At 54.2% G+C, this 23,971-nt stretch carries 24 protein-coding genes; 10 read left to right on the top strand and 14 right to left on the bottom strand.

Annotated features, from left to right (window positions below; all coding sequences use genetic code 11):
* Nucleotides 1-140 precede the first annotated feature (140 nt).
* Nucleotides 141-839, bottom strand: coding sequence for an LrgB family protein (locus EBC_RS03330; protein ID WP_013200398.1), 699 nt, complete (start codon nucleotides 837-839; stop codon nucleotides 141-143).
* Complete coding sequence (locus tag EBC_RS03325) at nucleotides 832-1,260, bottom strand: CidA/LrgA family protein (protein ID WP_013200397.1); 429 nt, start codon at nucleotides 1,258-1,260, stop codon at nucleotides 832-834. The genes EBC_RS03330 and EBC_RS03325 overlap by 8 nt, the downstream gene beginning before the upstream one ends.
* Nucleotides 1,261-1,361: 101 nt before the next feature.
* Here EBC_RS03325 and EBC_RS03320 point away from each other — a divergent pair, with 101 nt between their 5' ends.
* Nucleotides 1,362-2,279: a LysR family transcriptional regulator gene (locus tag EBC_RS03320; RefSeq protein ID WP_013200396.1), complete on the top strand. Its 918-nt coding sequence runs from the start codon at nucleotides 1,362-1,364 to the stop codon at nucleotides 2,277-2,279.
* A gap of 433 nt (nucleotides 2,280-2,712) precedes the next feature.
* Here EBC_RS03320 and EBC_RS03315 read toward each other — a convergent pair whose 3' ends face one another.
* The 4 genes from EBC_RS03315 to soxR all read right to left on the bottom strand — a co-directional run bounded on the left by EBC_RS03315 (nucleotide 2,713) and on the right by soxR (nucleotide 7,356).
* Nucleotides 2,713-4,362, bottom strand: a complete 1,650-nt coding sequence (locus tag EBC_RS03315) for a Na+/H+ antiporter (protein WP_013200395.1) — start codon at nucleotides 4,360-4,362, stop codon at nucleotides 2,713-2,715.
* A gap of 168 nt (nucleotides 4,363-4,530) precedes the next feature.
* Nucleotides 4,531-5,880, bottom strand: a complete 1,350-nt coding sequence (locus EBC_RS03310; RefSeq protein ID WP_013200394.1) for an NCS2 family permease — start codon at nucleotides 5,878-5,880, stop codon at nucleotides 4,531-4,533.
* Between the two features lie 282 nt (nucleotides 5,881-6,162).
* Complete coding sequence (locus tag EBC_RS03305) at nucleotides 6,163-6,825, bottom strand: glutathione S-transferase family protein (RefSeq protein WP_013200393.1); 663 nt, start codon at nucleotides 6,823-6,825, stop codon at nucleotides 6,163-6,165.
* A 72-nt stretch (nucleotides 6,826-6,897) separates the two neighbouring features.
* Nucleotides 6,898-7,356 carry a redox-sensitive transcriptional activator SoxR gene (gene soxR, locus EBC_RS03300; RefSeq protein WP_013200392.1) on the bottom strand — a complete coding sequence of 153 codons (459 nt, stop codon included), beginning with the start codon at nucleotides 7,354-7,356 and terminating at the stop codon, nucleotides 6,898-6,900.
* A 91-nt stretch (nucleotides 7,357-7,447) separates the two neighbouring features.
* Between soxR and soxS the strand changes: the two genes are divergently transcribed.
* Complete coding sequence (gene soxS, locus EBC_RS03295; protein ID WP_013200391.1) at nucleotides 7,448-7,876, top strand: superoxide response transcriptional regulator SoxS; 429 nt, start codon at nucleotides 7,448-7,450, stop codon at nucleotides 7,874-7,876.
* On the opposite strand, the gene EBC_RS03290 is transcribed toward soxS, so the two are convergent.
* A complete protein-coding gene (locus EBC_RS03290; RefSeq protein WP_013200390.1) occupies nucleotides 7,873-9,156 on the bottom strand; it encodes a diguanylate cyclase domain-containing protein in 1,284 nt (427 codons plus the stop codon). The two genes, soxS and EBC_RS03290, sit on opposite strands and share 4 nt — an antisense overlap.
* A complete protein-coding gene (locus EBC_RS25675) occupies nucleotides 9,143-9,280 on the bottom strand; it encodes a hypothetical protein (protein WP_157868001.1) in 138 nt (45 codons plus the stop codon). The genes EBC_RS03290 and EBC_RS25675 overlap by 14 nt, the downstream gene beginning before the upstream one ends.
* Before the next feature lie 763 nt (nucleotides 9,281-10,043).
* Here EBC_RS25675 and EBC_RS03285 point away from each other — a divergent pair.
* Entirely contained in the window at nucleotides 10,044-10,325 is a 282-nt protein-coding gene (locus EBC_RS03285) for a YjcB family protein (protein WP_013200389.1), read from the top strand.
* Nucleotides 10,326-10,381: 56 nt separating this feature from the next.
* Here the strand turns inward: EBC_RS03285 and EBC_RS03280 are convergent, their stop codons facing one another.
* Both EBC_RS03280 and EBC_RS03275 read right to left on the bottom strand, forming a co-directional pair.
* Nucleotides 10,382-11,335, bottom strand: coding sequence for an ATP-grasp fold amidoligase family protein (locus EBC_RS03280; RefSeq protein WP_013200388.1), 954 nt, complete (start codon nucleotides 11,333-11,335; stop codon nucleotides 10,382-10,384).
* An 8-nt stretch (nucleotides 11,336-11,343) separates the two neighbouring features.
* A complete protein-coding gene (locus tag EBC_RS03275; RefSeq protein ID WP_013200387.1) occupies nucleotides 11,344-12,600 on the bottom strand; it encodes an MATE family efflux transporter in 1,257 nt (418 codons plus the stop codon).
* A gap of 544 nt (nucleotides 12,601-13,144) precedes the next feature.
* Here EBC_RS03275 and EBC_RS03270 point away from each other — a divergent pair.
* Nucleotides 13,145-13,540, top strand: a complete 396-nt coding sequence (locus EBC_RS03270; RefSeq protein ID WP_041691865.1) for a transposase — start codon at nucleotides 13,145-13,147, stop codon at nucleotides 13,538-13,540.
* A 1,079-nt stretch (nucleotides 13,541-14,619) separates the two neighbouring features.
* On the top strand, nucleotides 14,620-15,555 hold the full coding sequence (locus tag EBC_RS03265; protein WP_013200385.1) for a VirK/YbjX family protein: 936 nt from the start codon (nucleotides 14,620-14,622) through the stop codon (nucleotides 15,553-15,555).
* 29 nt (nucleotides 15,556-15,584) lie between these two features.
* Here EBC_RS03265 and EBC_RS03260 read toward each other — a convergent pair whose 3' ends face one another.
* On the bottom strand, nucleotides 15,585-16,031 hold the full coding sequence (locus EBC_RS03260) for a DUF3828 domain-containing protein (protein WP_013200384.1): 447 nt from the start codon (nucleotides 16,029-16,031) through the stop codon (nucleotides 15,585-15,587).
* Nucleotides 16,032-16,128: 97 nt separating this feature from the next.
* The gene (locus EBC_RS03255; RefSeq protein ID WP_013200383.1) at nucleotides 16,129-16,830 is read right to left on the bottom strand and encodes an alpha/beta fold hydrolase; all 702 of its coding nucleotides are present in this window, start codon (nucleotides 16,828-16,830) and stop codon (nucleotides 16,129-16,131) included.
* 140 nt (nucleotides 16,831-16,970) lie between these two features.
* Here EBC_RS03255 and EBC_RS03250 point away from each other — a divergent pair, with 140 nt between their 5' ends.
* The 5 genes from EBC_RS03250 to EBC_RS03230 all read left to right on the top strand — a co-directional run bounded on the left by EBC_RS03250 (nucleotide 16,971) and on the right by EBC_RS03230 (nucleotide 22,065).
* Nucleotides 16,971-17,741: an IclR family transcriptional regulator gene (locus tag EBC_RS03250; RefSeq protein WP_013200382.1), complete on the top strand. Its 771-nt coding sequence runs from the start codon at nucleotides 16,971-16,973 to the stop codon at nucleotides 17,739-17,741.
* A 339-nt stretch (nucleotides 17,742-18,080) separates the two neighbouring features.
* Entirely contained in the window at nucleotides 18,081-19,388 is a 1,308-nt protein-coding gene (locus EBC_RS03245) for an MFS transporter (protein WP_013200381.1), read from the top strand.
* Nucleotides 19,389-19,401: 13 nt separating this feature from the next.
* Entirely contained in the window at nucleotides 19,402-20,418 is a 1,017-nt protein-coding gene (locus EBC_RS03240) for a ketopantoate reductase family protein (protein WP_013200380.1), read from the top strand.
* Nucleotides 20,415-21,161 carry an SDR family NAD(P)-dependent oxidoreductase gene (locus tag EBC_RS03235; RefSeq protein ID WP_013200379.1) on the top strand — a complete coding sequence of 249 codons (747 nt, stop codon included), beginning with the start codon at nucleotides 20,415-20,417 and terminating at the stop codon, nucleotides 21,159-21,161. Before EBC_RS03240 ends, EBC_RS03235 begins: the two co-directional genes overlap by 4 nt.
* Before the next feature lie 4 nt (nucleotides 21,162-21,165).
* Nucleotides 21,166-22,065, top strand: coding sequence for a polysaccharide deacetylase family protein (locus EBC_RS03230; protein ID WP_013200378.1), 900 nt, complete (start codon nucleotides 21,166-21,168; stop codon nucleotides 22,063-22,065).
* A gap of 87 nt (nucleotides 22,066-22,152) precedes the next feature.
* On the opposite strand, the gene EBC_RS03225 is transcribed toward EBC_RS03230, so the two are convergent.
* Complete coding sequence (locus EBC_RS03225) at nucleotides 22,153-23,415, bottom strand: type II toxin-antitoxin system HipA family toxin (protein WP_013200377.1); 1,263 nt, start codon at nucleotides 23,413-23,415, stop codon at nucleotides 22,153-22,155.
* 2 nt (nucleotides 23,416-23,417) lie between these two features.
* Nucleotides 23,418-23,954 (bottom strand): helix-turn-helix domain-containing protein, encoded by a 537-nt coding sequence (locus EBC_RS03220; protein ID WP_013200376.1) that lies wholly within the window; start codon nucleotides 23,952-23,954, stop codon nucleotides 23,418-23,420.
* Nucleotides 23,955-23,971 lie beyond the last annotated feature (17 nt).

Here is a 23,971-nt window from a genome sequence, read left to right as displayed (position 1 = left end):
ATTCTCCTGATGAATTTACTCACACCCTGTACGGGCGGCCTCGCAGAGTAAACCAACTGCCAGCGTATTCCTATGAGACATCACTGACAGAACGCAGAATTTAGTTAACATTACAAAACAGCAGTAACAGGATGTGTCTGTCAGACCGTGGCCCACAGTAAATGGCCAATCGCCGGGGCGATAATCACCGTCACTACGCCAGACAGCATCATCACCAGGCTTGATACCACGCCCTCTTCCTGGCCGATTTCATAGGCGCGGGCGGTGCCGGCACCGTGCGACGCCGCGCCAAATCCGGCCCCTTTCGCCATGCCCTGTTTCACCGCCAGACGGATAAACAGCACGTCGCCCACTGCCATACCAAACACCCCGGTGATCACCACAAACAGCGCCACCAGGTCCGGCTGTCCACCGAGCTGTTTCGCGGCGGCCAGCGCAAAAGGCGTGGTGATCGAGCGCACCGCCAGGCTGCGCTGGATGGCTTCCGGCAGCGTTAACATGCGCGCCAGCCACACCGAGCTGAACACGGCAACCGAGGTGGCGGTGATCACCCCGGCGCTCAGCGACATCCAGTGGCGGCGGATTATCGCCAGGTTTTCATACACCGGCACGGCAAAGGCCAGCGTTGCCGGGCCGAGCAGCCACAGCAGCCAGTGGCTTTCGCCGATATAGTTCTGCCAGGAGATATGGGTGATCACCAGCAACGCCACCAGCACCATCGGCGTCATCACCAGCGGCATCATCAGCAGTTTATGCCAGCGGCGATAGAGTCGTTTGTTAAGGAAGTAGATCGCCAGCGTGGCGATCAGACAGAGTACGCTGACCCGCAGATCATTCATGGTTGCGCGCCTGTTTGCGTTCCGCCAGCCAGATTTCGAAGCGATAAACGCGATCGACCACCAGCGCGGTGGTTGCCAGCACCAGCAGCGTACTGATGCCGATCACCAGCATGATGCGCCAGCCTTCGACGCGCAGCAGTTGCGAGTAGTTGACCACCGCCACCACCGCCGGCACAAAGAACAGCAGCATTTCCGCCAGCAGCCAGCGGGATCCGGCTTTAACCCAGTCCAGCGGCAGCACGCGCAGCATAATCAGCGCCAGCAACAGCAGCATGCCGACGATATTGGCCGGCAGCGGCAGGTGGAGCCAGTCCACCAGTTGCTCAGCCACTAAAAAGAATCCGACGTACAGCGCCACCTGTAATGGCACCTGAACACGTTGCAGCCAGCCCGTTCTTTGCGGATGTAATGCTAACGCCATAATGACCTCTCCCCGAGATTGCGAGTGGGTAGTATAAATCGGTAACAAAGAGTGAAAAAAATGACTTAATATTATTCAAACTATGCCATTCAGGAATGTTTATGGACGTCCGAGCCCTGCGTTATTTTGTCGAAGTGGTCCGCCAGCAAAGCTTTACCCGGGCGGCGGAGCAGCTGTTTGTCACCCAACCGACCATCAGCAAGATGCTGCGCCAGCTGGAAGATGAGTTGGGCTGCACGCTGCTGATCCGCGAAGGCCGCAAGCTGCATCTGACCGATACCGGGCAGGCGGTTTATCAGCGCGGGCTGACCATCCTGCAGGAGTTTAAGCAGCTGGAAGCGGAAATCACCGATATCAATGATTTAAAAACCGGCGAGCTGAGGCTGGGGATCCCGCCGATGGTCGGGATGCAGATTGCCGGTTCGATTTCGGCCTTCCGTCACCGTTATCCCGGCGTGGAGCTGAAGATTTCCGAATTTGGCGGCCTCACCGTGCAGCAGGCGGTGTTGTCCGGCACGTTGGATATCGCGTTGACCGCATTGCCGGTGGCCGATGATTTGCCGCTCAATTCGCTGCCGTTGATGAGTCATCCGTTATGCGTATTGGTGCCGCGCACCAGTGAATGGTTGCGGCGCACGCATATTCCGATTGCGGAGTTAGCCGGGCATCCGATCCTGATTTATAACGAGGAGTTTTCGTTAAACCGGCAGTTAATGAAGGCGTTTCAAAACAGCGGTTTTGCGCCACAGATCGCGGTGCGCAGCGGCCAGTGGGATTTCCTCGCGGCGATGGTGCAGGCGGGCATGGGCGTGGCGATCCTGCCCGAGCCGATTTGCCAGCGTCTGGATAAGAAGCATCTGTTGTGGCTACCGTTAGAGTCGGATTTGGTGTGGAAGCTGGGGTTAATCTGGCGGGAAGGCAGCTATCTGTCGAAAAGCGCGCAGGCATGGATTGCCTGTTGTCGCGAGTTCTGGCCGGGCCAGGCCCCGACGCTGTCGGTTGGGAGATTGAAAGAGTGAAGGGCAAAACCAGCTTCGGGGGTAAGGCGTCAGCATAGAGCACATTTTCCGGGACGCCGTAAATCCATCCCTGGAGGCTTGGCTGCGGCATCCCTGCCGCAGACACCCGGCTAACGTGCTCTATGCCGCCACCCACTAACACTGACGTTTTGGATTGGGCCGGTGGACACACAGGTCAAAAAAAATGGGTTTGACGTGTGTGTCCACAATCGACCATTCAACGCTGAAGCTTGAGGGGAAGGGTGAGAGGGGTGATAAGCAAAGCATCGGCGACAGGGATGTCGCCGCTGAGCCCCCAGGGATGGGTTTACGGCGACTTTGCGTTCACCCCTCTCTCCCTGAGCAAATCACCAGCACACCCAGACGACCTCCGCGCTAACAGCAAAAACCCACACTCACCCTGCCACCAGCACATCCAGACGACCTGCGCTATTTACTCTTCTTTCTCGATCAGCAGCGTTTCCAGCAGGTCGAGATCGTGCAGTAATTTCTGCATGGTTTCGTTGCTGATTTTCTGCGTGGCGCGCAGGTGATACAGCTCGCCTCGCTCAGCCCGCAGGGCCGTCAGGCGGAAGCGGCGCTCCAGATTCTCGGCGTACAGCGCGCGCTCCAAATCCTCTTTGCCGTCGACGCGGCGGCGCAGGTTGCCGGTCACGCGCGAACTGACCTCTTTTACCAGCTCCGGATCGATGTTCTCTTCGGTATCGGCGGCCAGACGCTCTTCCATCTTGTGCAGACTTTCAATCGCCGTGCCGGCCATCACTGCCCGCGCCATCTGCACTTCATGACGATGGGCGGTTTTATCCATCCCTTCAATGCCACGCAGCAATAACGGTAACAGGATCACACCCACCAACAGCGAGAACAGGATCACGCCCGTCGCCAGGAACACCAGCTCGTAACGTGCCGGGAAGGCGTCGCCATTGGTCAGGAACAGCGGAATCGACAGTACACCGGCCAGAGTGATCGCTCCGCGCACGCCGGCAAACGAAGCAATCAGCAGCTCACGCGTTGAGTAACTGGTGAACTCCATCGGCTTCTTCTTAAGCAGGCGCTTGCTGATCTGCTGCATCGCCCACAACCAGCTAAAACGCACGATCATCAGCGCGGCGTAAATCAGCACCACTGACAGCGCCAGCATCCAGAAATCGACGTTAGGATCGGCTTCGGCCAGATTCATCGAGTTGGTGAGGATGTCCGGCAGCTGCAGGCCCAACATCAGGAACACCATGCCGTTAAACACGAATTCCAGCATCTGCCAGACGCTGTTAGCACGCAGACGCATCGCCAGCGGTGCCTGACGGATAATGCCGGAACGGGAAATGGTCATCCCCGCCGCCACCGCCGCGAGGATCCCGGACACGCCGATATGTTCGGCAATCAGGTAAGAGGCAAACGGCAACAGCAACAGCAGCACGGTTTGTGTCGCCGGGTCATCACCGCTCCAGCGGCTGAGCAGACGCAGCGATTTACCGTACAGCCAGCAGATGGCGATACCGGCTAACAGCCCGCCAATCGCGACCTTCAGGAACTCGATGGTGGCCCCGGAGACGGTAAACACCATGGTGCCCATCGCTACCGCGACGGCAAACTTCAGCGACACCAGGCCAGAGGCATCGTTCATCAACGCCTCGCCCTGCAAAATCGCCATGATTTTCTTCGGGATGCGCCCTTCCCCGACAATGCCGGACAACGCCACGGCATCGGTCGGTGACAGCACCGCTGCCAGCGCAAAGGCCGCCAGCAAAGGAATGCCCGGCACCAGCCAGTAAATCAGATAGCCAATCCCGACCACGGTGATCAACACCAGCACCAGCGCCAGCCCGATAATTTCGCGGCCGTGGTTCAGAAACTCACTGGTCGGGGTTTTCCAGCCATCGGCAAACAGCAGCGGCGGGATAAACAGCACCAGGAACAGCTCGGGATCGAAGTCGACGTGCAAACCAAACGTCGGCCAGGCGAGCAAGGCACCCATGGCGATCTGCACCAGCGGCAGTGGGATTTGAAACGGAATGATGCGGGCAGCGACGCCTGAGAGCGACACCATCAGCGTCAAAATGAGGATGGTAAAGAAGATTTCCATGTTGTCCTTATCTGTCTTCCTGCGAAATACACAAATGCCAGTCGGAACGATCGACCTGAGAGAATAGTAAAACAAAAATGCGGTGGGTTTAAAAACAGGAAGTGCGCTATCGAGGGATTAATGCATTTAAAGGCTAAAATCAGGGGCCGACGGGCGGCCCCTGACGGTTTAGATCGCCCAGCCGCCGGCATAGAATGCCACCAGCGCCACCGCGATAATCACCGTGCCGGCGTTCAGCTTGCGCCATTCGCCCGCAAAAATACGGCCAATCACCAGTGAACCGAAGCCCAGCATGATGCCGGTCACGATATTACAGGTCAGCACGATAAACACCGCGGCCAGCAGGCCGGACATCGCATCAACAAAATCGTCAAAATTGATTTTTGATACGTTGCTCAACATCAGCAGGCCGACATACATCAGCGCCGGTGCCGTGGCATAACCCGGCACCAGATAGGCCAGCGGCGACAGGAACAGGATCACCAGGAACAGCAGGCCGACGACGATTGCCGTCAGGCCGGTTTTGCCGCCCGCCGCCGTACCGGCCGCCGATTCGATATACACCGCCGCAGGCGATGCGCCCACCAGACCGGCGAAGATGCTGCTGACCGAGTCGGTGGTCAGTGCCTTGCCGCCGTTGATGATCTGATTGTCTTTGTCCAGCAGGTTAGCCTGCCCGGCAACGGCACGGATGGTGCCGGTGGCGTCAAACACCGCAGTCATCACCAGCGCCAGCACGCTTGGCAGTACCGCAGGCTTCAGCGCACCCAGAATGTCCAGACTGAACACCAGCGAATGACCATTGGCATCATTCAGGCTTGGCATGGCAAACAGCCCCTGGTACTTCACCGCCGGATCAAAAATCAGCCCGAGAATGGAAATGGCGATAATGGTCAGCAGAATGCCGCCCGGCACGCGCAGCTTTTCCAGACCGAAAATTGCCGCCAGGCCAACCATCGACATCATCACCGGGAACGAGGCGAAATCACCGAGCGCCACAGGCAAGCCCGGCGCAGGGTTTTTGACCACCAGGCCAACGCCGTCCGCGGCGATCAGCAGCAGGAACAGGCCAATCCCAACGCCCGTGCCGTGCGCCACGCCCATCGGCAGATTACGCAGGATCCACGAACGGATGCCGGTAGCGGAGATGATGGTGAACAGGATCCCCATCAGGAACACCGCACCCAGCGCCACCGGCACGCTGATATGCTGTCCCAATACCAGGCTGAAGGCGGTAAAGGCGGTCAGTGAGATTGCACAACCAATCGCCATCGGTAGATTGGCCCACAGGCCCATGATCAGCGATCCGAAGCCCGCTACCAGACAGGTGGAGACGAAGACCGCCGTCGGCGGAAAACCGGCTTTGCCGAGCATAGACGGCACCACGATCACCGAATAAACCATGGCAAGGAAGGTGGTCAGGCCCGCCAGAATTTCCTGACGGACCGAACTGCCGCGCGCAGAAATGTTAAACCAGCTGTCCAGCGAACCGCCGGGCTGATGAGAAGGAGTCGACATAGTGAAAAATCCCCTGAGATTTCTTATGAGTTATTGATGCGTGACGCATGAAGCTGACTGATTCAACGTTTCACCATCCCAGGACGCACTGTTCACAGACCGCGAAAACCCGTTAGCCGGGCAACGTTCGGAAAAAAGGCAAACGTTTACTACGTCACGCATTAAGCCGCACTATTTTAAAGGCAAACGATTATCCAGCCTTTATCAGTGCATTATCAACTCCTGATCGCACCTATATTTGCAGCAACCTGAAACGCAGGGGCATTTCAGGCAGAAATCCATTCAGTCGAGCTTCACTTCACCGCCCTGTTGCAGCGCACGCTGCCAGGCGGCACGGTTTTGCACTTTCGCAAGCCAGGCCTGGATGGCCGGGGAGTTGGCGGCACCGCCTCGCGCGGTCAGCGCCTGGATCGGGAAGCTCATCTGCACGTCGGCAATGCTGAACTGCTCGCCGGCAAACCACGCGTGGCTGGCCAGATGCTGTTCGATAAATTCGCGATGGGTCGCCAGCTGTTTATCCAGATAGCCTTTCTGCACGCCCTTACCAAAGGCATTGCCAATGGGACGCAGCAGCCACGGCACCGGCGGCTTGCCCATCCGGCTGAAGATCAGCTTCATCACCAGCAGCGGCATTAACGACCCTTCGGCATAATGCAGCCAGTAACGAGACTGCAGGCGCTCGTCCTCATCATTTAGTTTCAGGCGATTTTCTGCGTCATAACGCTCGGCGAGGTATTCAAGGATCGCGCCGGATTCGGCAATCACGCGATTTTCGTCGGTGATGACCGGGGATTTACCCAGCGGATGCACTTTTTTCAGCGCGTCCGGGGCCAGCATGGTGCTCTCACGCTGATAGCGTTTGATCTGGTAAGGCACTTCCAGCTCTTCCAGCATCCAGAGCACACGCTGCGATCGGGAGTTATTCAGATGGTGAACGGTGATCATGCTCTAACCTTGTGTTATACGAAGAGTTATCAGTATAGACCCTCCGCCACAGCCTGATGCCGCTCACTTCCGCTAAGACTCCAGCAGGATTGCGCCGGTGCCGCGCTCGCTCAGCCTGTCGTCCGGGTTGCGCAGCGGGCAATCCTGCATCGACAAACAGCCGCAGCCAATGCAACCGTCCAGATCGTCACGCAGCCGGGTTAAGGTTTCGATGCGCCGATCCAACTCCTCGCGCCATTTCTCGGTCAGCACCTTCCACTCTTTCGGCGACATGCGGTTTCCCGCCGGCAGCTGCATCAGATGGTCACCAATGGTGGCCAACGGAATACCGATGCGCTGCGCAATTTTCACGATCGCTACCCGGCGCAGCACGTCGCGGTGATAGCGCCGCTGGTTACCGGCATTGCGGAAGCTGGTGATTAACCCTTTGCTTTCATAGAAGTGCAGCGCAGAGACCGCCACGCCGCAGCGTTGCGCTACGTCGCCTGGGGTCAGTTCTCGCTTGTTGGGGCAGTTGCGACTTTTTTTCATTTAGCTCTTTACCTCAAGTTAACTTGAGGAATTATACTCAGCAGCCATTGAGAAGACGACCAGAAATTATTTCGCCAGGGAGAAGAGCAGCATGCATGACGACATCATCCACACCCTTACCGACTGGATTGAAACCAACCTGGATAAAACCCTGTCGATTGATGAAGTGGCCGCGAAATCGGGCTATTCGAAGTGGCATTTGCAGCGGATGTTCCGCACCGTCACCAAACAGACGTTGGGCGGCTATATTCGTGAGCGTCGGCTGACGCTGGCGGCCGAAGCGCTGAGTCAGACCCAGCGCCCGGTTTTTGATATTGCCATGCAGTACGGTTACGACTCGCAGCAGACCTTCTCCCGCGTGTTCCGCCGCCAGTTCTCGCAGACGCCGACTGCCTACCGTCACACCATGCGCCGTCAGTCGCTGACCCGCCAGGTGAGCTACAGCTTCGACTGCAGCGACTTTGCCAGCTCCGCTTACGGCAAAGTGCAGCAGGACAGCAACAGCCCGGCCTGCAACTAGGCCCGGTTACGCATCTTTGGCGCGGCCTGCGGATCCTGTCCCCAGAATGACGGGGAGAAGTACCAGCCGCCGCCCAGTTCCTTGATGTGGTACATCGCCGCATCGGCCTGGGCAATCATCGCCTCGCCGGTGCGGTGATTTTTGGCCAGCGCCACGCCAATACTCAGCGATTGCGCCACCGTCTTGCCGTCGGTCAGCCTGATCGGCTCGAGCATCGCTTCGATGACGTTTTCAGCCATTCTGGCCGCCTGCTCGCCGTTTTCGATGCCCGCCAACAGCACCGCAAACTCATCACCGCCCAGACGCGCCACTAAATCATCTTTCCTCAACCTGCCACGCAGGCGATGTGCCGTTTCCGTCAGCACGTTGTCCCCGGCAGCGTGACCATAGGTATCGTTCACCTCTTTAAAGCGGTCAACATCGATAAACAGCACCGCAACCCGATCGGCGGTTTGCGGGTTGTTCATCAGCGTGTGCAACGCCTGCTCAAACGCTGTCCGGTTAGGCAAACCGGTCAGCGCATCATGCCGTGCCTGATGGGCCAGCGAGTCGTTTTCGCGCTGCAGATGGGTCTGCCAGTCTGACAGCTCATCCAGCAGGCTGTTGAAATCCCCGCTCAGCTTGTTCAGCTCGGCAATCGACGATGACGGCACCCGCAGCGAGAAGGCGCGCCGTCGGCGTACGTCGTGCGCCACTGAGGCAATATTTTGCAGCCCGCTGAGGATCCCCGCGTGCATGCGGTTGGACAGGCACGAGGCCAGCAGCGCGGTCACCAGCAGGCTGCCGCTCAGCCACTTCAACGCCTGGCTAAGATAATGCAGCACCCGGCTGGCATCACCGCTCAACCACACCTGTCCAATCACCTTGCCGTTGTGCACGATTGGCACGTTGGCAGGCTGCGGGAAAATCCAGTGGGTGACCAGCTCCCCGGCGCCCTGATGATGTTGCGCCCCGGATGGAGGCCAGTTCACCAGCAGGCGATTACTGGCATCGACAATTCTGACGTGGCCAAACTCCGCCTTCGCCCCGATTTGCCGCACGATGTCGTTAGCCGCATCCGCATCGCCCGCCAGCACCGCCGGCTGCACGCTGTAGCCGAGGGTGGTGGCCACCAGCTGGAGATTGTTTTCCGCATAGCTGCGCAGGGCAAACATCGACAGCACCGACAACGAGATGCCGCTGAACAACAGCGACACCACGATGATCACCAGATGAATGCGTTGCAGACTTTTGCGTAAGGTCAGCAGCGGTTTTTTAGCCGTTGAATTAGCCTTGTGCACGGAGTGCTTCCACAGAGGTAATGTGGCCCTGTTGGTTGTGCTGGACCCGTAACACGTAGTGGCTACTCAGGGTCGCCACGTCATCAGGCGTCAGCGGGCGCTGTTTTGCGTCAGTCGAAAACACAAAGCCTCCTTTATTGTTTTTATTGCTCCGTTACCGCATTTCGCTTTAGCGAATATGACGGGAGCTGTATTTGAGGTGTAGAGATCCCGCCCTGTGGAAATGGAAGGGAATGAGTTATAAGGATTTTTACCATGAAAAATCCTACAACCCATTGGCGGGTTGTACAACTTTTAAGAGGTCGGATTCATCTCAAAGAGGTAATTTGACTTAAGTCACGTCAAATAAAAGCTAAGTAAGGTTTAAGTATGGAACAACCCCGCTAATTGCTAGCAATATCAAGCACCTGTTTTTGCTGAGTTTCCATCAGTGCCGTTGAAAATAAGAGGTGGAACCGGACGATCGGGCTAATCATTTATAATGAGTTTAATTGTCATTTGTCGTCTCAAAATAAAGCTAACTGCCTTAAATTAAAAATAAAATTGATATCGGAGAGTAATTATTTTCCAAAATATAAGGAATTATGCGCAGTAATATAGCCTGTAAGACGGTTTTCATTCTTTCCCTATACGGATTATTCCCCATACTTTGGAATTAAATCGGTAAACCTCAGTTAATAAAAGGCTTAATGTTCCACTGACAAAAAACTACCATACCAGGTCTAAATTTTGTTCAAATTTTAAAATCGAGTGATATAATGTGACCGTCATCACACTTCTGTGACCTGTTATGTCCGTTCAAGTGAAAAGCAACCTGGCAACTTTTCGTCTGGATCGGTGATGACACCGCCTCTTGTCAGGGCAGTAAATCTCGGAGTTTGAACGATATGGGTACCTTAACCGCTAGCCTGGTATTGATGAGATGGGAACTGGTTAGTGCAGTAATGATGTTTATTGCCAGCACCTTTAACGTGAAGTGCCGTCAGGCCAGCCACAAAGGCATTGCCTTTGTCTTCACCGGCGTGGGTATCGGCATGTCATGCTGGTTCGTTACCGGGCTGTTAGGTATCACTCTGAGTATGGATAACCTGCATAACTTCTGGCACATCACCAAAGATGTGTTTATCGACGTGATGAGCCACACCCCAACTGATTATCCTATGCCCTGAAAACAAACGAGCCGCTGACTCAGAGAGTCAGCGGCTCGTTATTGTATTCGGCTCAATCAAAACTTCTTAAAGGCCACCGGCAGCGGCGTAACGCTTCCTGACGTTGCTGGCAATACGGCTGCTTTGTGTTCCTGCAACCACATATCACCCATCATCTTATCCAGGCCCATATCCAGCCCGGTCACCATGCCTGCACCCGGCGTAAAGGTCAGCTCACCAAAGAAGATTTGCCCTTCGCTGATGTACCAGTCAACGCGAACATAGTCGAAGTCACTGGCCAGCTTTTTGCTCAGCTCCAGCGCCTTCTTCAACGTTTCCATATCCCCGCTGATATCCAGTCCGGTATCGCGGATCTTGTAGAAGCACTGCTCCAGGTTGTTGACGTAGAAGTTCATCGACAGCGGTGAGTTGCCACAGCGGTTGTAGATGATCTGCAGCACGTACTCAAAGTTGCCGTCTTTCTTGTTGAACATGTGGAATTTGTAATCGATGGCGGCAAACTTGCCATCACCAACATACTCTTCCACCAGAATGCGCGGCTTAATGTAGCGATAATGAATTTCCCGCGACTGATGCGAGAAATCACAGCGCAACCACTCTTCACAGCGGCGCACCAGCAACTGTTTTTGAATACAGTCTGGTTCTTCAAGAAAGATTTCTACCATACCAGAACCGTGGTTCGGTTTAATAACGGTGTTTTTTAAGGATTTAAGCCCCAGCAATGAAATCGGATCGGCCGTTTCATGCAGCAAAGGAATTAAATACTCTTCACCAATTGTTTTTGCTATGTAATCGCGCACTAAAACTTTATCCGAAAGATTCCCATAACGAACATAGTCGCCAGTGACGAATTTGCGGTACAGAATTTTCTCATTAAACAGTTTCGGCTGGCGAATGTTAGGTAACCGCTTAAAAGTGTGAAAATAGTAAACTCGGTCCTGATAAGACCATGGCATTTTCTTGAGCAGGTATAAGACGCCTTTTCTCAATTCTGCTTTGAGTTTTAACATTTTTTACCTCATTTGTATGTTTTGTAGTTAAGTGAGGAAAGCTGTATTTTAAGAATGACGGCATTCTTAAAGAAATAATTCATTACGGTCAGGGAGAGCAGTTCGGTGACCAGAACGCTCCAGGCTGCGCCTGTTAATCCCCAGAAACGGATGAAGAACCAGTTGGTTGCCACGCTAATTACGACCAGCACCACGATCTTGACCAGCAGGTAATTAAAACCACCTTCCTTCACCATGTAGCGGTAAGCTACTGTTCCCATTGCCGAAAAGCAGGTTGCTAACGACAATAACGTAACGAGATTTCCTGATTGTGTGTAGTCATGCCCATAAAGGGTAGTGATGATCTTTTCGCCAAACAGCGCGACGACAAGAAGCATCAAAAAGGAAACTGCCATTACATAGCCATTCAGCCTTGCGGCCAGTTTTACTGCCACATCCGCACGCTCCCTGAAGATCTCAGAAAAGCAGGATGTAATGATCGCTACCGGGATAAAAATCCACGAAGCAGAGATAGTGTTGGCGGCGGTAAACAGCCCCAGCTCATGCGCTGAGCCCACGCCTACCAGGAAAAATTGTGCCAGCTTAACCTGTATTGAGATGAACACGCTGGAGATGGCCAGCGGGAGTCCCGCATGTAACAGGTAGCGCAAATAGCTTCTGTGCTTGCGCTTAGGCGGCGAGCTGATGGTGTTCGCCTGAAGGAACCGGCTGCGCTTGATCATGTACGGCACCAGCGTGACCGCCACGATTGAAAACGACAGCAGCAAAGGACTCAGTTTGAACCAGGCCACCAGAAAGCTGATGCCAAAACTGATGATCATTCCCGTGGCATTCGCCACCGTGTTCATCCGGGACTCTAACCGGGCATTGTTGTAAACGCTGAAGATATCCTGCGTAACAAACATTGCCGACAAGAATGACGCGACCGCAAAAACCAAAAAGTTTTCCCGCATCTCCAGCCAGACGTAAATTAATACCGGCAAAGATAAGACTAACAACAAAACCATTCTCAGCTGTTTGGCCACCGCCATCAGCCGTATTCCTTTTGGCGCACTTTTGCTGATACTTTTAAACAGAATGGTTTCAGTACCGAAAATAGCGATAGTCTGAACAATTGAAAAAAGTGATGCAGAAAATGCTATTTGCCCGAATATTGAGGGGCCAAAGGATTTTGCGACATAGGATGTGACAAATATCACTCCAAATACGGAAACGACCTTTTCCGACATCATCCAGATGGCGTTTGACATTGCGCTGTGTTTCATCGAAGCATCCTTTGTAAAACTAATCACTTATTGCAATAACTCGGCACGTCCATGTCGAAAACGGAAAAGATTAACGCTCAATATACCTGGCGATAAAAATGGACCTAAAATTTATAATACGGACAATTCCTAATCCGCTCGCAATCAAATGCGTTTTTTTGTCTGAGCGCTTCACCGCTGAAAAATAGCCAGGGTAATTACGCGCTTAAATTCATGTAAACCTTTTCACAAGTCACTTTTTGGCGCTAATTATCATGGCACAAATTTCAGGCTGCACATGCGGGAGTATTCTGAATCACATGTTGGCATTGAAGATTTCATGAGACGAATTTATATCAAAAACCTGCATATCGAAAGCTAACTAAGGGGTTTGGAAATAAAATAGGAGAAATCCCATGATGATATTTCTTCATAATCACTTAACTTAATCCCTGCCATTCAAATCGCGCACTTAACGACACTGCTGTGATTTTTGGAATAATCAGATCCACTAATTATTGCAGTCGTTCTCATCACATTATTGTTAAGAAAGGGAAGAGCATTTATGAGAAAGTCACGATATACAGAAGAGCAAATCACCAGTGCCATTAAAGCATCAGAATGCGGTGTAAAGGTGAAAGAGATCTGCGACGAACTGGGTATCTCTGAAGCGACCTTCTATAGCTGGAAGAAGAAATTTGCCGGTTTATCTTCTGAAGAAGGCCGTAAAATCAAAGACCTGGAGGAGAAAGTGCATAACATGGAGCGCGAGCTGCAGACCCTTAACTCCGACAAAGAGATGCTGCAAAGCGTGCTTAAAAACTTCTTTACTACCAATGACAAGCGCCAGGCCGTTAATTACCTTCAGGATACCTTTGATATCGGGACTCGCCGCAGTTGCCGCCTGCTGGATATTAGCCGTAGCGTGTATCATTACCCGTACAACATTGAAAACCATTAATTGAGATCCACAGCACGTTTCTATATTAGACGCAGGACCAAAATAAAATATTCCCAATGCTAATTGAAAAGTACGGTTCGATTTTCTGGAGACGCTTTTTCTTGATGAGTTAATTGTCTGGATTGTCCCCTGTTAGGCTGTATATTTACTAACCACCAGCTAAAAACCCATCTGTTTCAATCCCTTCTGAGCGCATTTATCTTTGAACCCAAAGATAAATGCGCCTTTCCTGACATTAACCTCGCTAACCGGAAGGTCAAAAAACACCCGCCCACCTTCAAATTCCGTTAACATTCTCTTTTAATCAATGGTTCATGGTTTTCATCTTTTGGGCAAAAGTGCATTTCATATGCTACTCACCAATTTGGCTTAAAACCCCGCCTGATGGTGCATCCGTCACGATCAGAGCCAGTCATACTGTAAGAAACCATAAAGTAACACTTAAGATTTACACCCTTTAGGCCTCTGAAGCGTTCGCCAAAGGAATCATAATCACGGATTTTCTAATGTGTTCGCCCTTACCTTTCGCCGATATTAACCTTTAGATGAACTGGAAATTTGAGTTAAGGCTGGTTTGAGAATATAAAAACCGTCTCAAAAAGCGCGCCTTTACCATTAAGAAGCGCCCGTACACTGTCCAAAAAGCGGGTGATTATCATTAACGATTATTCTTATAGCGGAACAATTAGAGACTGTGCCTGGTAAAAGCGTGCGGTGTAACCGCTATTCGGCCTGCGGTATTGTCCTAAAAACACGGTGCGCTTCACAGATTTGACATAATAAACCGCGCATTTGCGGCCAGCCGAGAAAGAAGCTTTACCCGCGGGATTGGTGGGAGAGTGAGCAAAGAAGCAGGCAGGCTATAGCCCGCAGGCAGCCTGAACAAGCGCACCCGTGAACCGGGCTTGAGTCCAATAGCCTCATTAGCGGGCCGTTTATCACCTTGATTTGCCTTAAGTCGTCAGCAAATTAAACGCCGCTTCAACCGACTGCGAACAGGGCCATTTGCGGCCAGGATGTTTACCAAACGTTGAGCGTGATCATGGTTGACTGTCATTTTCATCCTTGGAATGCCGACCATGACCGATACCACACTCGTTCCCCATCAGGAAAACAGCCTGACCTTTTTTCTGTCACTGATCTCCGGAAAAGTTAAGCCGGGCAAGTTGTGGTATGACCCGGAGTATCGCATCAAGTATCTGTTCCGCTCGCTGGCCTGGCCTGTCGCCACCCACAAGATGCTGACGGCGATCACCGAAGAGCCGGTGATGCGCGAGGTTCTGCCGATCCAACACACGCTGCCGAGCAAGATCCACCGCCCTTACCTTTATAATGGCATGCCGATGGCCGCGCGCACCCACGCCATCATCAGCCATTACCAGTATGTGAAGCAGCTGTCTTCCCTGCGCTTACGCCAGGCAATGCTGACCCAACAGGGCGTGGAGCTGGTGAATTTTGCCGGTAAAAATGGCGAAACCTTTACCGTCACCCTGGCCTGTACCGGCCGGTGCGAACGTGAAGGTGAAGTGAACCTGCTGTTCCGCCGGGATGGCGTGCAGCTGGCGATGCTGACCTTTGCAGTGACAACGGTCGACGGTGAGAAGGTGGCGATGATTGGCGGTATTCAGGGTGCTCATCGCGATACGCCGCATGAGCTGATCCGCGAAGCGACCAAGGCGTGCTATGGCCTGTTTCCAAAACGGCTGTTAATGGAAACCCTGTCGCTTATTTGTGCCGAGACGGGCGTGACGAAAATTGAGGCGGTCAGCGATCAGGGCCACATCTTCCGCAGCCTGCGCTATCGTCTGAAGAAACGCAGCCTGTTCCATGCTAGCTATAACGAGTTTTGGGAAACGCTGAATGCCCAGCCGTCAGGCAACAAGCTCTACTCGTTGCCGCTGAGCTTCCCAAGGAAGCCGCTGGAAGAGATCGCCAGTAAAAAGCGTTCGGAGTACCGTAAACGGTACGATCTGTTGGATACGCTGCGTGAGCAATTCAGTCAGGTCATCGCCTGATATCAGGAAGGTCCAGCCCTGTGCAGATGTCAGGGCTGCTTATTCTCTTCTTTTTCCACGTCATCGATCTTCCAGATCGCGCCTTTTTTTTGCAGTGTCACCACCAGCAGCTGTTGATCGTTGGGATCGTTACCCAGAGTGACGTCGCCCGTGGCGGTAAGCCCGTTCAGGGTAAAGCGCCCGACGCTGACATGATCGACCCAGGAATCGCTGTAATCCTGATCCTGCAGGAAGAAATCATCGTCCATGCCATCCGGACTTTTGATCAGCACATTGATTTTGCTCAGCAGCTCAGGCGTCACATAGGTGTTGAGCAGCGGATCGTGCTCATCGATGGGACTCTCATCTTTGCTTAACGCTGTCAGATACCAACTGTAAAAACTCTGGCTGACCGCTTCAGGATCGCTGCGGTGTTCTGCCGCCGCAACCTGCCAAGCCATCAGCACGATAACCGGTGCCAGTAACCATCTTTTCATCTAATGCCATCTCTACCCGGGAATGCCAAAATGCCCCGCTAATTTACCCTTTCGCGACAGTATTTGAGCGATTATCTGCGTTATTTTTGGTAAATGTTTATAGCGGATGCGCCGTCAGCCAGCGCGTCATCACCGTGGCCAGCGCTTGCGGCTGTTCCAGCGGCAGCATATGGCCGGAATCCTCAATCACGGTAAGCGTTGCACCGGCAATGTTATCGCGCAGCACTTCGGATTCGTGTAACGTCCGCATCCGGTCTTCAGCTGCAGCAATCACCAGGGTTGGGCAGGTTATCTGCGGTAAAAGTGCCGTGTCGCTGTTGCGGGCCATCAGCAGCTGACGACAGTACGCTTCCCTTCCCATCCGCTGGCTCATGGCGAGCACCTGCTGCTGTAATCCTTCATCGCCGGCATGCTTTTCACTGAGCGACAGCGCAATGGCCTTATGGCCAAGACCGCGAAACGCGCCGCGTGCAGACTGCAGCGTTTTCGCCGTCGCCGCCTTAAAGGCCTGAGCCTGTTCACTGTCCTGCTGGCTGGAGGTGGCAATCAGTATCAATTTTTCCACCCTTTCTGGCGCCTGACGGATCATTTCGCGCGCCACAAATCCGCCCATCGAAAAGCCGACCAGCGTGAAGCGTTCGGGTGCCTGTTGCAGTACCCGCGCCGCCATCGCCTCCAGCGAGCTATCCTGCGACAGATCGCCAAATACCAATGGACCAAACGCCGCCAGCTCGTCGGTCATTGCCTGCCATAATCCGGCGTCACACATTACGCCCGGCAGTAAAACCAGTCCCGCCATCTTGTTTTTCCTTTGTTTTTTGCCTGCCCGCAGGATAGCAGGCGACGCTGGTGATGGCGATTGGCTCAGCGGATGCATTGCCGGCGTGATAAAGGTATAGTGTTCATATATACGCACAACCGTACACATATGGAATGGTTATGAATGATGTCGTTCGCTCGGCCGCCCGGGTTCTGGATTTGCTGGAGTATTTCAGTGAGGACGAAAGGGAAGCCAGCCTTGCCGCTATCTCCGAGACCTTCAGCCTGCCGAAAAGCAGTGCCCTGGGGTTACTGCGTACCCTGTGCGTGCGCGGCTACCTGGTTAAGAACGATCGCGGCATCTACCGGCTTAACGAGATGTTTCGTCTGCATGGCTTCAGCTGGGGCGGCGCGAAGCTGACTCAGGTGCTGTCGCTGGCCAAACCGATCATGGAGCAGATGGCCAGTGAGCTGGAAGAAACCGTCAGCCTCGGCGTGATGACCTCTGAAGGCAAGATCCGTCTGGTGCATCAGGCTCTCTCCTCACAGGCTATCCGTTATGAGATGTCGCCAACCATGCTGCTGCCAATCCACTGCACCGCGATGGGCAGGATGTTTTTGTCATTCAAAAACCCGGCGCAACGCCAGGCGTTGCTGGCCCGCAGCCCGTTGTCACCCTGGACAAAATACACCGTGACCGATCCGCTTGAACTGGAAGCGTTGATCAACCAGGCCGGTGCGAGAAATTACGCCATTTCCGCAGATGAGGTCGACGTTGGCGGCACCGGCGTCTGTACGGCGATTTGCGACAGCAACGGCGAGCCAATTGCTGCGCTGAACGTCTCATCGGTTTCGGCCCGCTTTAGCGATAAAAAATCCGCCATTATCCGCACGGTGTTGGAACAGGGACAGCGTTTAACGGCGCTGTTCCAGGCTGCGGAGAAGGGCTGATCGGGTTCTGCGAAAATGCGCAGAATGATACGAACTTCTTATTTCTCACTTTTTTATCTGGCCTGCTGGCTGATGTTCACCACAGTGTTTAACGCTGCATATAAACCAACGGAAGGTGAGTAATTTCACCTTTCTCATCATCACCACTCTTTAATACTACAAACCCGCATAAATTCGATCACACCGCCGCGCTAAATTGACGATTTTTTGCCCTGTGCCGATGTTGCCGGCAGGCTGGATCTGCTTTCAGCTGTGTGTCAGGATGAATTCATATATGAGAATTTAAGTTCATATATATGAACATTCATTTTTCATGCAGTTCTGACTGAGAGCCTGACTATGAGCCAAGACCAGTTCACCCAGGAAATGAATCTCTATCCTGCCGACAGCCTGACGCGGCACAAGCGGCGGCAGTTGTTTGCCGCGATGATCGGCAATGTTCTTGAATACTATGACTTCATTATCTTCGCCTATATGGCCACGCTGATCGCCCGTAATTTTTATCAGGGCGATGGTGCCACCGGTCTGCTGGCCAGCTTTGCCACCTTTGGCGTTGGCTTCCTCGCAAGACCATTAGGCGGTGCCGTGATTGGCCGCATTGCCGATAAATATGGCCGCCGCGTGGCGCTGCGTATCACCATCTACGGGATGGCGCTCGGCACCGTCGGCATTGGCTTACTGCCGACCTACGAAACCATTGGCATGCTCGCACCCATATTGCTGGTCACCATTCGCCTGATCCAGGGCCTGTCTGCCGGCGGGGAATGGGGCACCGCCACCGCCTTTGTTGTCGAATCGGCCCCATCGGACCGCCGTGGTTTCTTTGGTGCGCTGGGCCAGGCGGCCATCGCTTCTTCGCAGCTGATCACCAGCCTGGTGGTGGCGGGGATCACCCTGATTTTCAGCGAGCAACAGATGGTGGACTGGGCCTGGCGCATTCCGTTCCTGCTGGGTGTGCTGCTGCTGCCGGTCGGGGTGTATATGCGACGGAATCTGGAAGAGACCCCGGCTTTTATTGAAGCCCAGGGCAAGCCGAAAGCGGTGACCAAAACCCCGATGGGACCGGCGATACGCATGATGGCGCAGACTTTTGGTTTCGCCATCATCTGGACGGTTTCCTATTATGTGATGCTCTCTTATATGCCCACCTTCCTGAATAAGCAGGTCGGCTTCACCCAGACCCAGGCGCTGACCTCCAACGCCATTGCGCTGGCGGTGATGGTGCTGACCATTCCGTTTTTTGGTGCCCTTTCCGACCGTATTGGCCGCAAACCTCTGCTGCTGATGTGCTGCGCGGCTTTCGTGATCCTTCCCTACCCGTTGTTCTCGCTGGTGCTGGCGTATAAGTCCTTCTACGTGGTGCTGGCGGTGCAGATCGTCTTCAACCTGTTTATTGCGGCCTTTTCCGGTGCGGCACCGGCTGCGCTGTGCGAAATCTTCCCTACGGCTTCGCGCACCATGCTGCTGTCGATTGGCTACAGCTTGTCCACGGCGATTTTTGGCGGCTTTGCGCCGTTTATTGCCACCGGGCTGATCGAATTTACCGGTTCACCGGTATCGCCGACCTTCTATCTGATGCTGGCAGGCCTGGCATCGGGGCTGGTGATTATGCGCCTGCGTGAAACGGCCACTGAAGCCCTGCGCTAACCGGAGAACAACCATGAGCAAAGATATTTTGATTTGGGGTGCAGGCGCGATCGGCGGAACCGTCGGGGCCTGGCTGCTGCGGGCAGGCTATGACGTTACCTTTGTTGACGTCGATAGCCAGCATGTGGAGTGCATTCGCGATCCGCACCGCGGATTGAAGATTACCGGCGAGGTCGATAGCTTCACCGTTCAGGCTAAGGCGTTTCACCCTTCGGAACTGAGCGGTAAGTGGCAGCGCATTTTTCTGGCGGTGAAGGCGCATCACACTGCGGACGCCACGCGCCAGCTGGCGCCTTTCCTCGACGCCGACGGCTATGTGTTATCACTGCAAAATGGCCTGTGCGAAAGCACCATCAGCCAGATCGTCGGTGAAGATCGCACCGTCGGCGCCTTTATTAATTTCTATGCCGACTGGACCGCGCCTGGCGAAATCAACTATTCCAATCGGGGTGCTGCGGTGATTGGCGAGCTGGATGGCAGGCTGACACCGCGTCTGGCCACGCTGCACACCGATTTAAGCCACTTTGAACCGGGCATTATCCAGTCTGAAGCACTGTCGGGCTGGCTATGGGGAAAACTGGGCTATGCCTCGCTGCTGTTTGCGCAGGCAGTGGGTGCAAAAGGCATTGCCGATTGTCTGGCGCGCGAGGATATCCGCCCGGTTCTGTTGGCGCTGGCGCGGGAGATTGTGCAGGTTGCTGATGCCGAAGGCATTGCGTTGAAGGGCTTTAATGGCTTCGATCCGCAGGCTTTCCGCGCGGGTGCCAGCGTTGAAGCCATTAACAGCACCTTTCATAACATGGTCGAATTTAACCGGCCTAATACCAAAACCCATTCGGGAATATGGCGCGATCTGGCGATCCGCAAGCGCCCGACGGAAGTGGACGGTCAGCTGGGCATCGTTGTCCGCATCGCCGGCGATCACGGCATTCCAACGCCTGCACTCAACGCGCTGATCGCCCAGATCCATCAAATCGAACGCGGCGAACGTCCGCTGGCCGAAAACAATCTTAATGAGCTGCTTATATGACCCTTTCATTCAGTGGTAAACGCATCGCAATCAGTGGCGGTGCCATTGGTTTCGGCCGCGAGATGGCGCTGCATTTCGCCTCGCTTGGCGCAGAAGTGCACGTATGCGATATCCGTGCGCTGGCCGGGCTGGAGCAGGAAGGCATTATCAACTGGCAGGTGGATTTGTGTGACCGCGAGGCCGCCGCCAGCTGGATTGCGGAGCTGAGCCAGAATGGCAGCCGGCCGGTGCATATTCTGGTCAACAATGCCGGTGGCGTGGCGGGCCAGCAGGGAAAAGCGATTGAAGAGGTGAGCGATGCCGACTGGGACAGCGTGGTCGACATCAATCTGGGTGCCACTTTTGCCCTGTGCCGGGCCGCCGCGCCATTAATGAAGCAGGCCGGGCAGGGAAACATTATCAATATCAGCTCCGGTGCGGCGTTAAAAGCTTCGCTGACTGGCGTGCAGGCCTATTGCGCCTCCAAACACGCGGTACTCGGCCTGACCCGCCAGCTGGCCCATGAACTCGGGCCGTTTGGTATTCGGGTTAACGCCATCGCGCCAGGCTTTGTCTTCACCAATGAAGCCACGAAAAAACAGTGGGATAACTTTGGCGAGGAACGCCAACAGCAGCTGCTGAACAGTATTGCGCTTCGCCGTCTGGGCACCGCCCGCGATATTTCGAATGCCGCCGTGTGGCTTGCGTCCGATCTGTCTTCATTTATTAACGGACAAATCATCTCAGTTGATGGAGGTAGTTAAGCCCATGCACCCGACAGAATCACAGCAGGAACCCTGGCAGTGGCCGGACGAAATCTGGCAGCAGAAGGTTAATCACGTCAGAGCGGGGAAAACCCTGAAGCCTACGCACTGGCCGAATAACGCGCCCTTCGCTATCGCGCTCTCTTTTGACAGCGACCATGAAACCAATGAGCTGCGGGAAGGCGGAAAATCCTTTGGCCGCATGAGCTGGGGCCAGTTTGGTACCCGCGTGGGCATTCCCCGTATCGAAGCGCTGCTGAGCAAGGCGGATGTGCCGGCCAGTTTTTACGTCCCGGCGGTGTGCGCCCTGCTTTACCCTGAAGAGCAAATCAGACTGACCGCACAAGGACACGAAATCGCGCTGCATGGCTGGATCCATGAGCTGAACTCGGTGCTGTCGTATGAGGATGAACGCAGCCTGATGCTGAAAGCGTCCGAGACGCTGGAAAAGGTAACCGGCAACCGGCCTGTGGGGATGCGCACGCCCTCGTGGGATTTCAGCCCGCACACGCTGCGGATCGCCAAAGAGATGGGGTTGCTGTACGACTCTTCATTAATGGCGGACGAGAACTGCTACGAGCTGCTGCTGGACGGTGAACAGACCGGCGTGGTCGAGCTTCCCGTGGAGTGGATCCGCGATGATGCGGTCTATTTTATGATGAACCGTTTTCAGGCCTTACGCCCTTATACGCCACCGGAAGCGGTGTACGATATTTTCCGCCGCGAGCTGGAATATGCCCATCAGGATGGCGGCTTGTTCCAGCTCACCATGCATCCGCATATTATTTCTGCCCGTTCGCGGGTGTGGATCCTGGAAGAGATCATCAAGCTCGGTCGCTCGCATGGTGCCTGGTTTGCCACCCATGCCGATATCGTGCGATGGGTAAAGGAACACGCTGAATAGTCGATCCGTCCCTCTCCGTAGGACAAGCGCGGAGAGGGAATGATGATGAAGGCGGGCGATCAGCATTGGGATATTTGCCGGGAAAGGTTAACTTCGGAACGCTGGGGCCATGCGATCCTGCTCGCGGTTTGGCAGCCCCAATCCATTCGCGATCACTCGCCATTGAGCCACAACATCACTGAAATTTTCGATGATTTCGTTGGCATCATCCGAGCGAACACGAAAGTAGCCTGCAACTTCCCGTGCCAGTTCAAGATCAAGCGCATTATCAGCCTCAGTGATATTCAATTTGAGACCATCCGCGAAGGGGACAGGATTCATGTCATAGGCTTCTGAAAGCCGCCACCCGGCACCGGGAACCAAAATAAAACCATGATTACGCAAGTGATCGTCCGTATTGGACACCAGAATGTTGAATACAATTCTTGACCACAACTCGCGAAGATCTTTGTTGGTCTGAGAACCCTGTCTGATAAGGACATCAGCAAGTTCAAGATAGCTAACGCCGTTGGAGGCATCATCGCCATCAAGGTGTCGGGTCATTGTCATCGCCGAGGCAAAATGCAGGCGCCGCCCGTGTTCTGTGCGATCAAAACGTCTGACCATAAAACAGTGATAGTCGCTCGCAAATTTTCTGGCCTCAGCAGCGGCCACATTCAGTCCACATCCTTTCGCCAACACATTCACTACCATTTCCCAGCCACCGACATCGTAGTCGTCTCGTGCGCTGGGAAATTTTGCGATACACAGCCTGCCCTGATCGTCAGCCACACTGGCTTTAGGTCTTGCTCCCCCCAGGGATCCGCCCGGTGCAATAAGCATTCGCAACCACTCCTGCCCCTGAGGATCACGGTTATCAGGATCCTGCTCCAACGCGATGCTGGCCCTTTCCAGAGCATGAATTTCCGTAAAGGGTGGCGCGGCGATCCCTGCTCTGTCGTCAAGAAACTCCCCACGATCTTCACGGCGATAACGAAGCGCACCGACTCTATAAAGATCGTGTACACCCAGCAGATAATCCGACTCATAAAGCCGTGTTCCCCCGGGCTCAGTGCCGGCTCTGATATCCCTTTCAAGACGTCGATCCATCAGGACTCGCCCCCATCTGTCAGGACTGGAATCACCAATGACCCCGAAACTCTCGCGATGCTGAGAAGGGTATTGGGGTCCCGGATACAAATGAATATCAGGGTCAAGTTGCAGATACCCCAGGCTGGGATCGGCTAATGCGAGGGGATCATACTGGAACTCAAATAATTCCCGCGCACGTGTCTTACGGACATGCAGAAATCCAATTCGTTTCGCAGCAGGCAGTCCTTCCCAATCTGCATAGACACCGATCATGGTCATTGTCAGTCCTCATCCTTTTTGTTGACTGGTTTCAGTAGGGCAACCAATTCGGTTGCCGTTTTACCTACTGCTGCGGGTTCTCTCAATCCCTTGTTCTGCACTGACTTATATTCAGGGCTGGCCGGCTCTTTTGCGGAGGAGTTATCGAATGTGGCAATCAGCTCGTCTGATTTAACCGTGGCGGCTTTGGTCCGATTGCGTCGCTCAATCTTATCGGTCTTAATTGGTTTCCTGGCTCTCACAGTTTTATCCCCCATCAGACGGGCGTCCTGAAGCTGTCGACCAAGCTCATCATCGGCAATCAGCTTTGCCAGATCGTTTTCCAGCCCAAGGACCTGCATAACTGAAAGCCAGGCACCTATTGTCACTCCCGCGCTGCCAGACTCCAATGAGCGAAGGGTTACCGCTGTCATGCCCGCACGCTCTGCAACCTGTTTGGCGGTCAGTTTCCTTCGTAAGCGGGCCATTTTCAGACGCTCGCCCAACCCTGCCAGCAGCTTTTGGGTATGGGGTAATAAAGGAGCTGTTTTTTGTGCCATAACGATACTATTTCCGC

The sequence above is a fragment of the Erwinia billingiae Eb661 genome (assembly GCF_000196615.1).
GTDB classification, from domain to species: domain Bacteria; phylum Pseudomonadota; class Gammaproteobacteria; order Enterobacterales; family Enterobacteriaceae; genus Erwinia; species Erwinia billingiae.
Note: the sequence above shows the minus strand (reverse complement) of the source record. Positions and strands in the feature narration are given on the sequence as shown.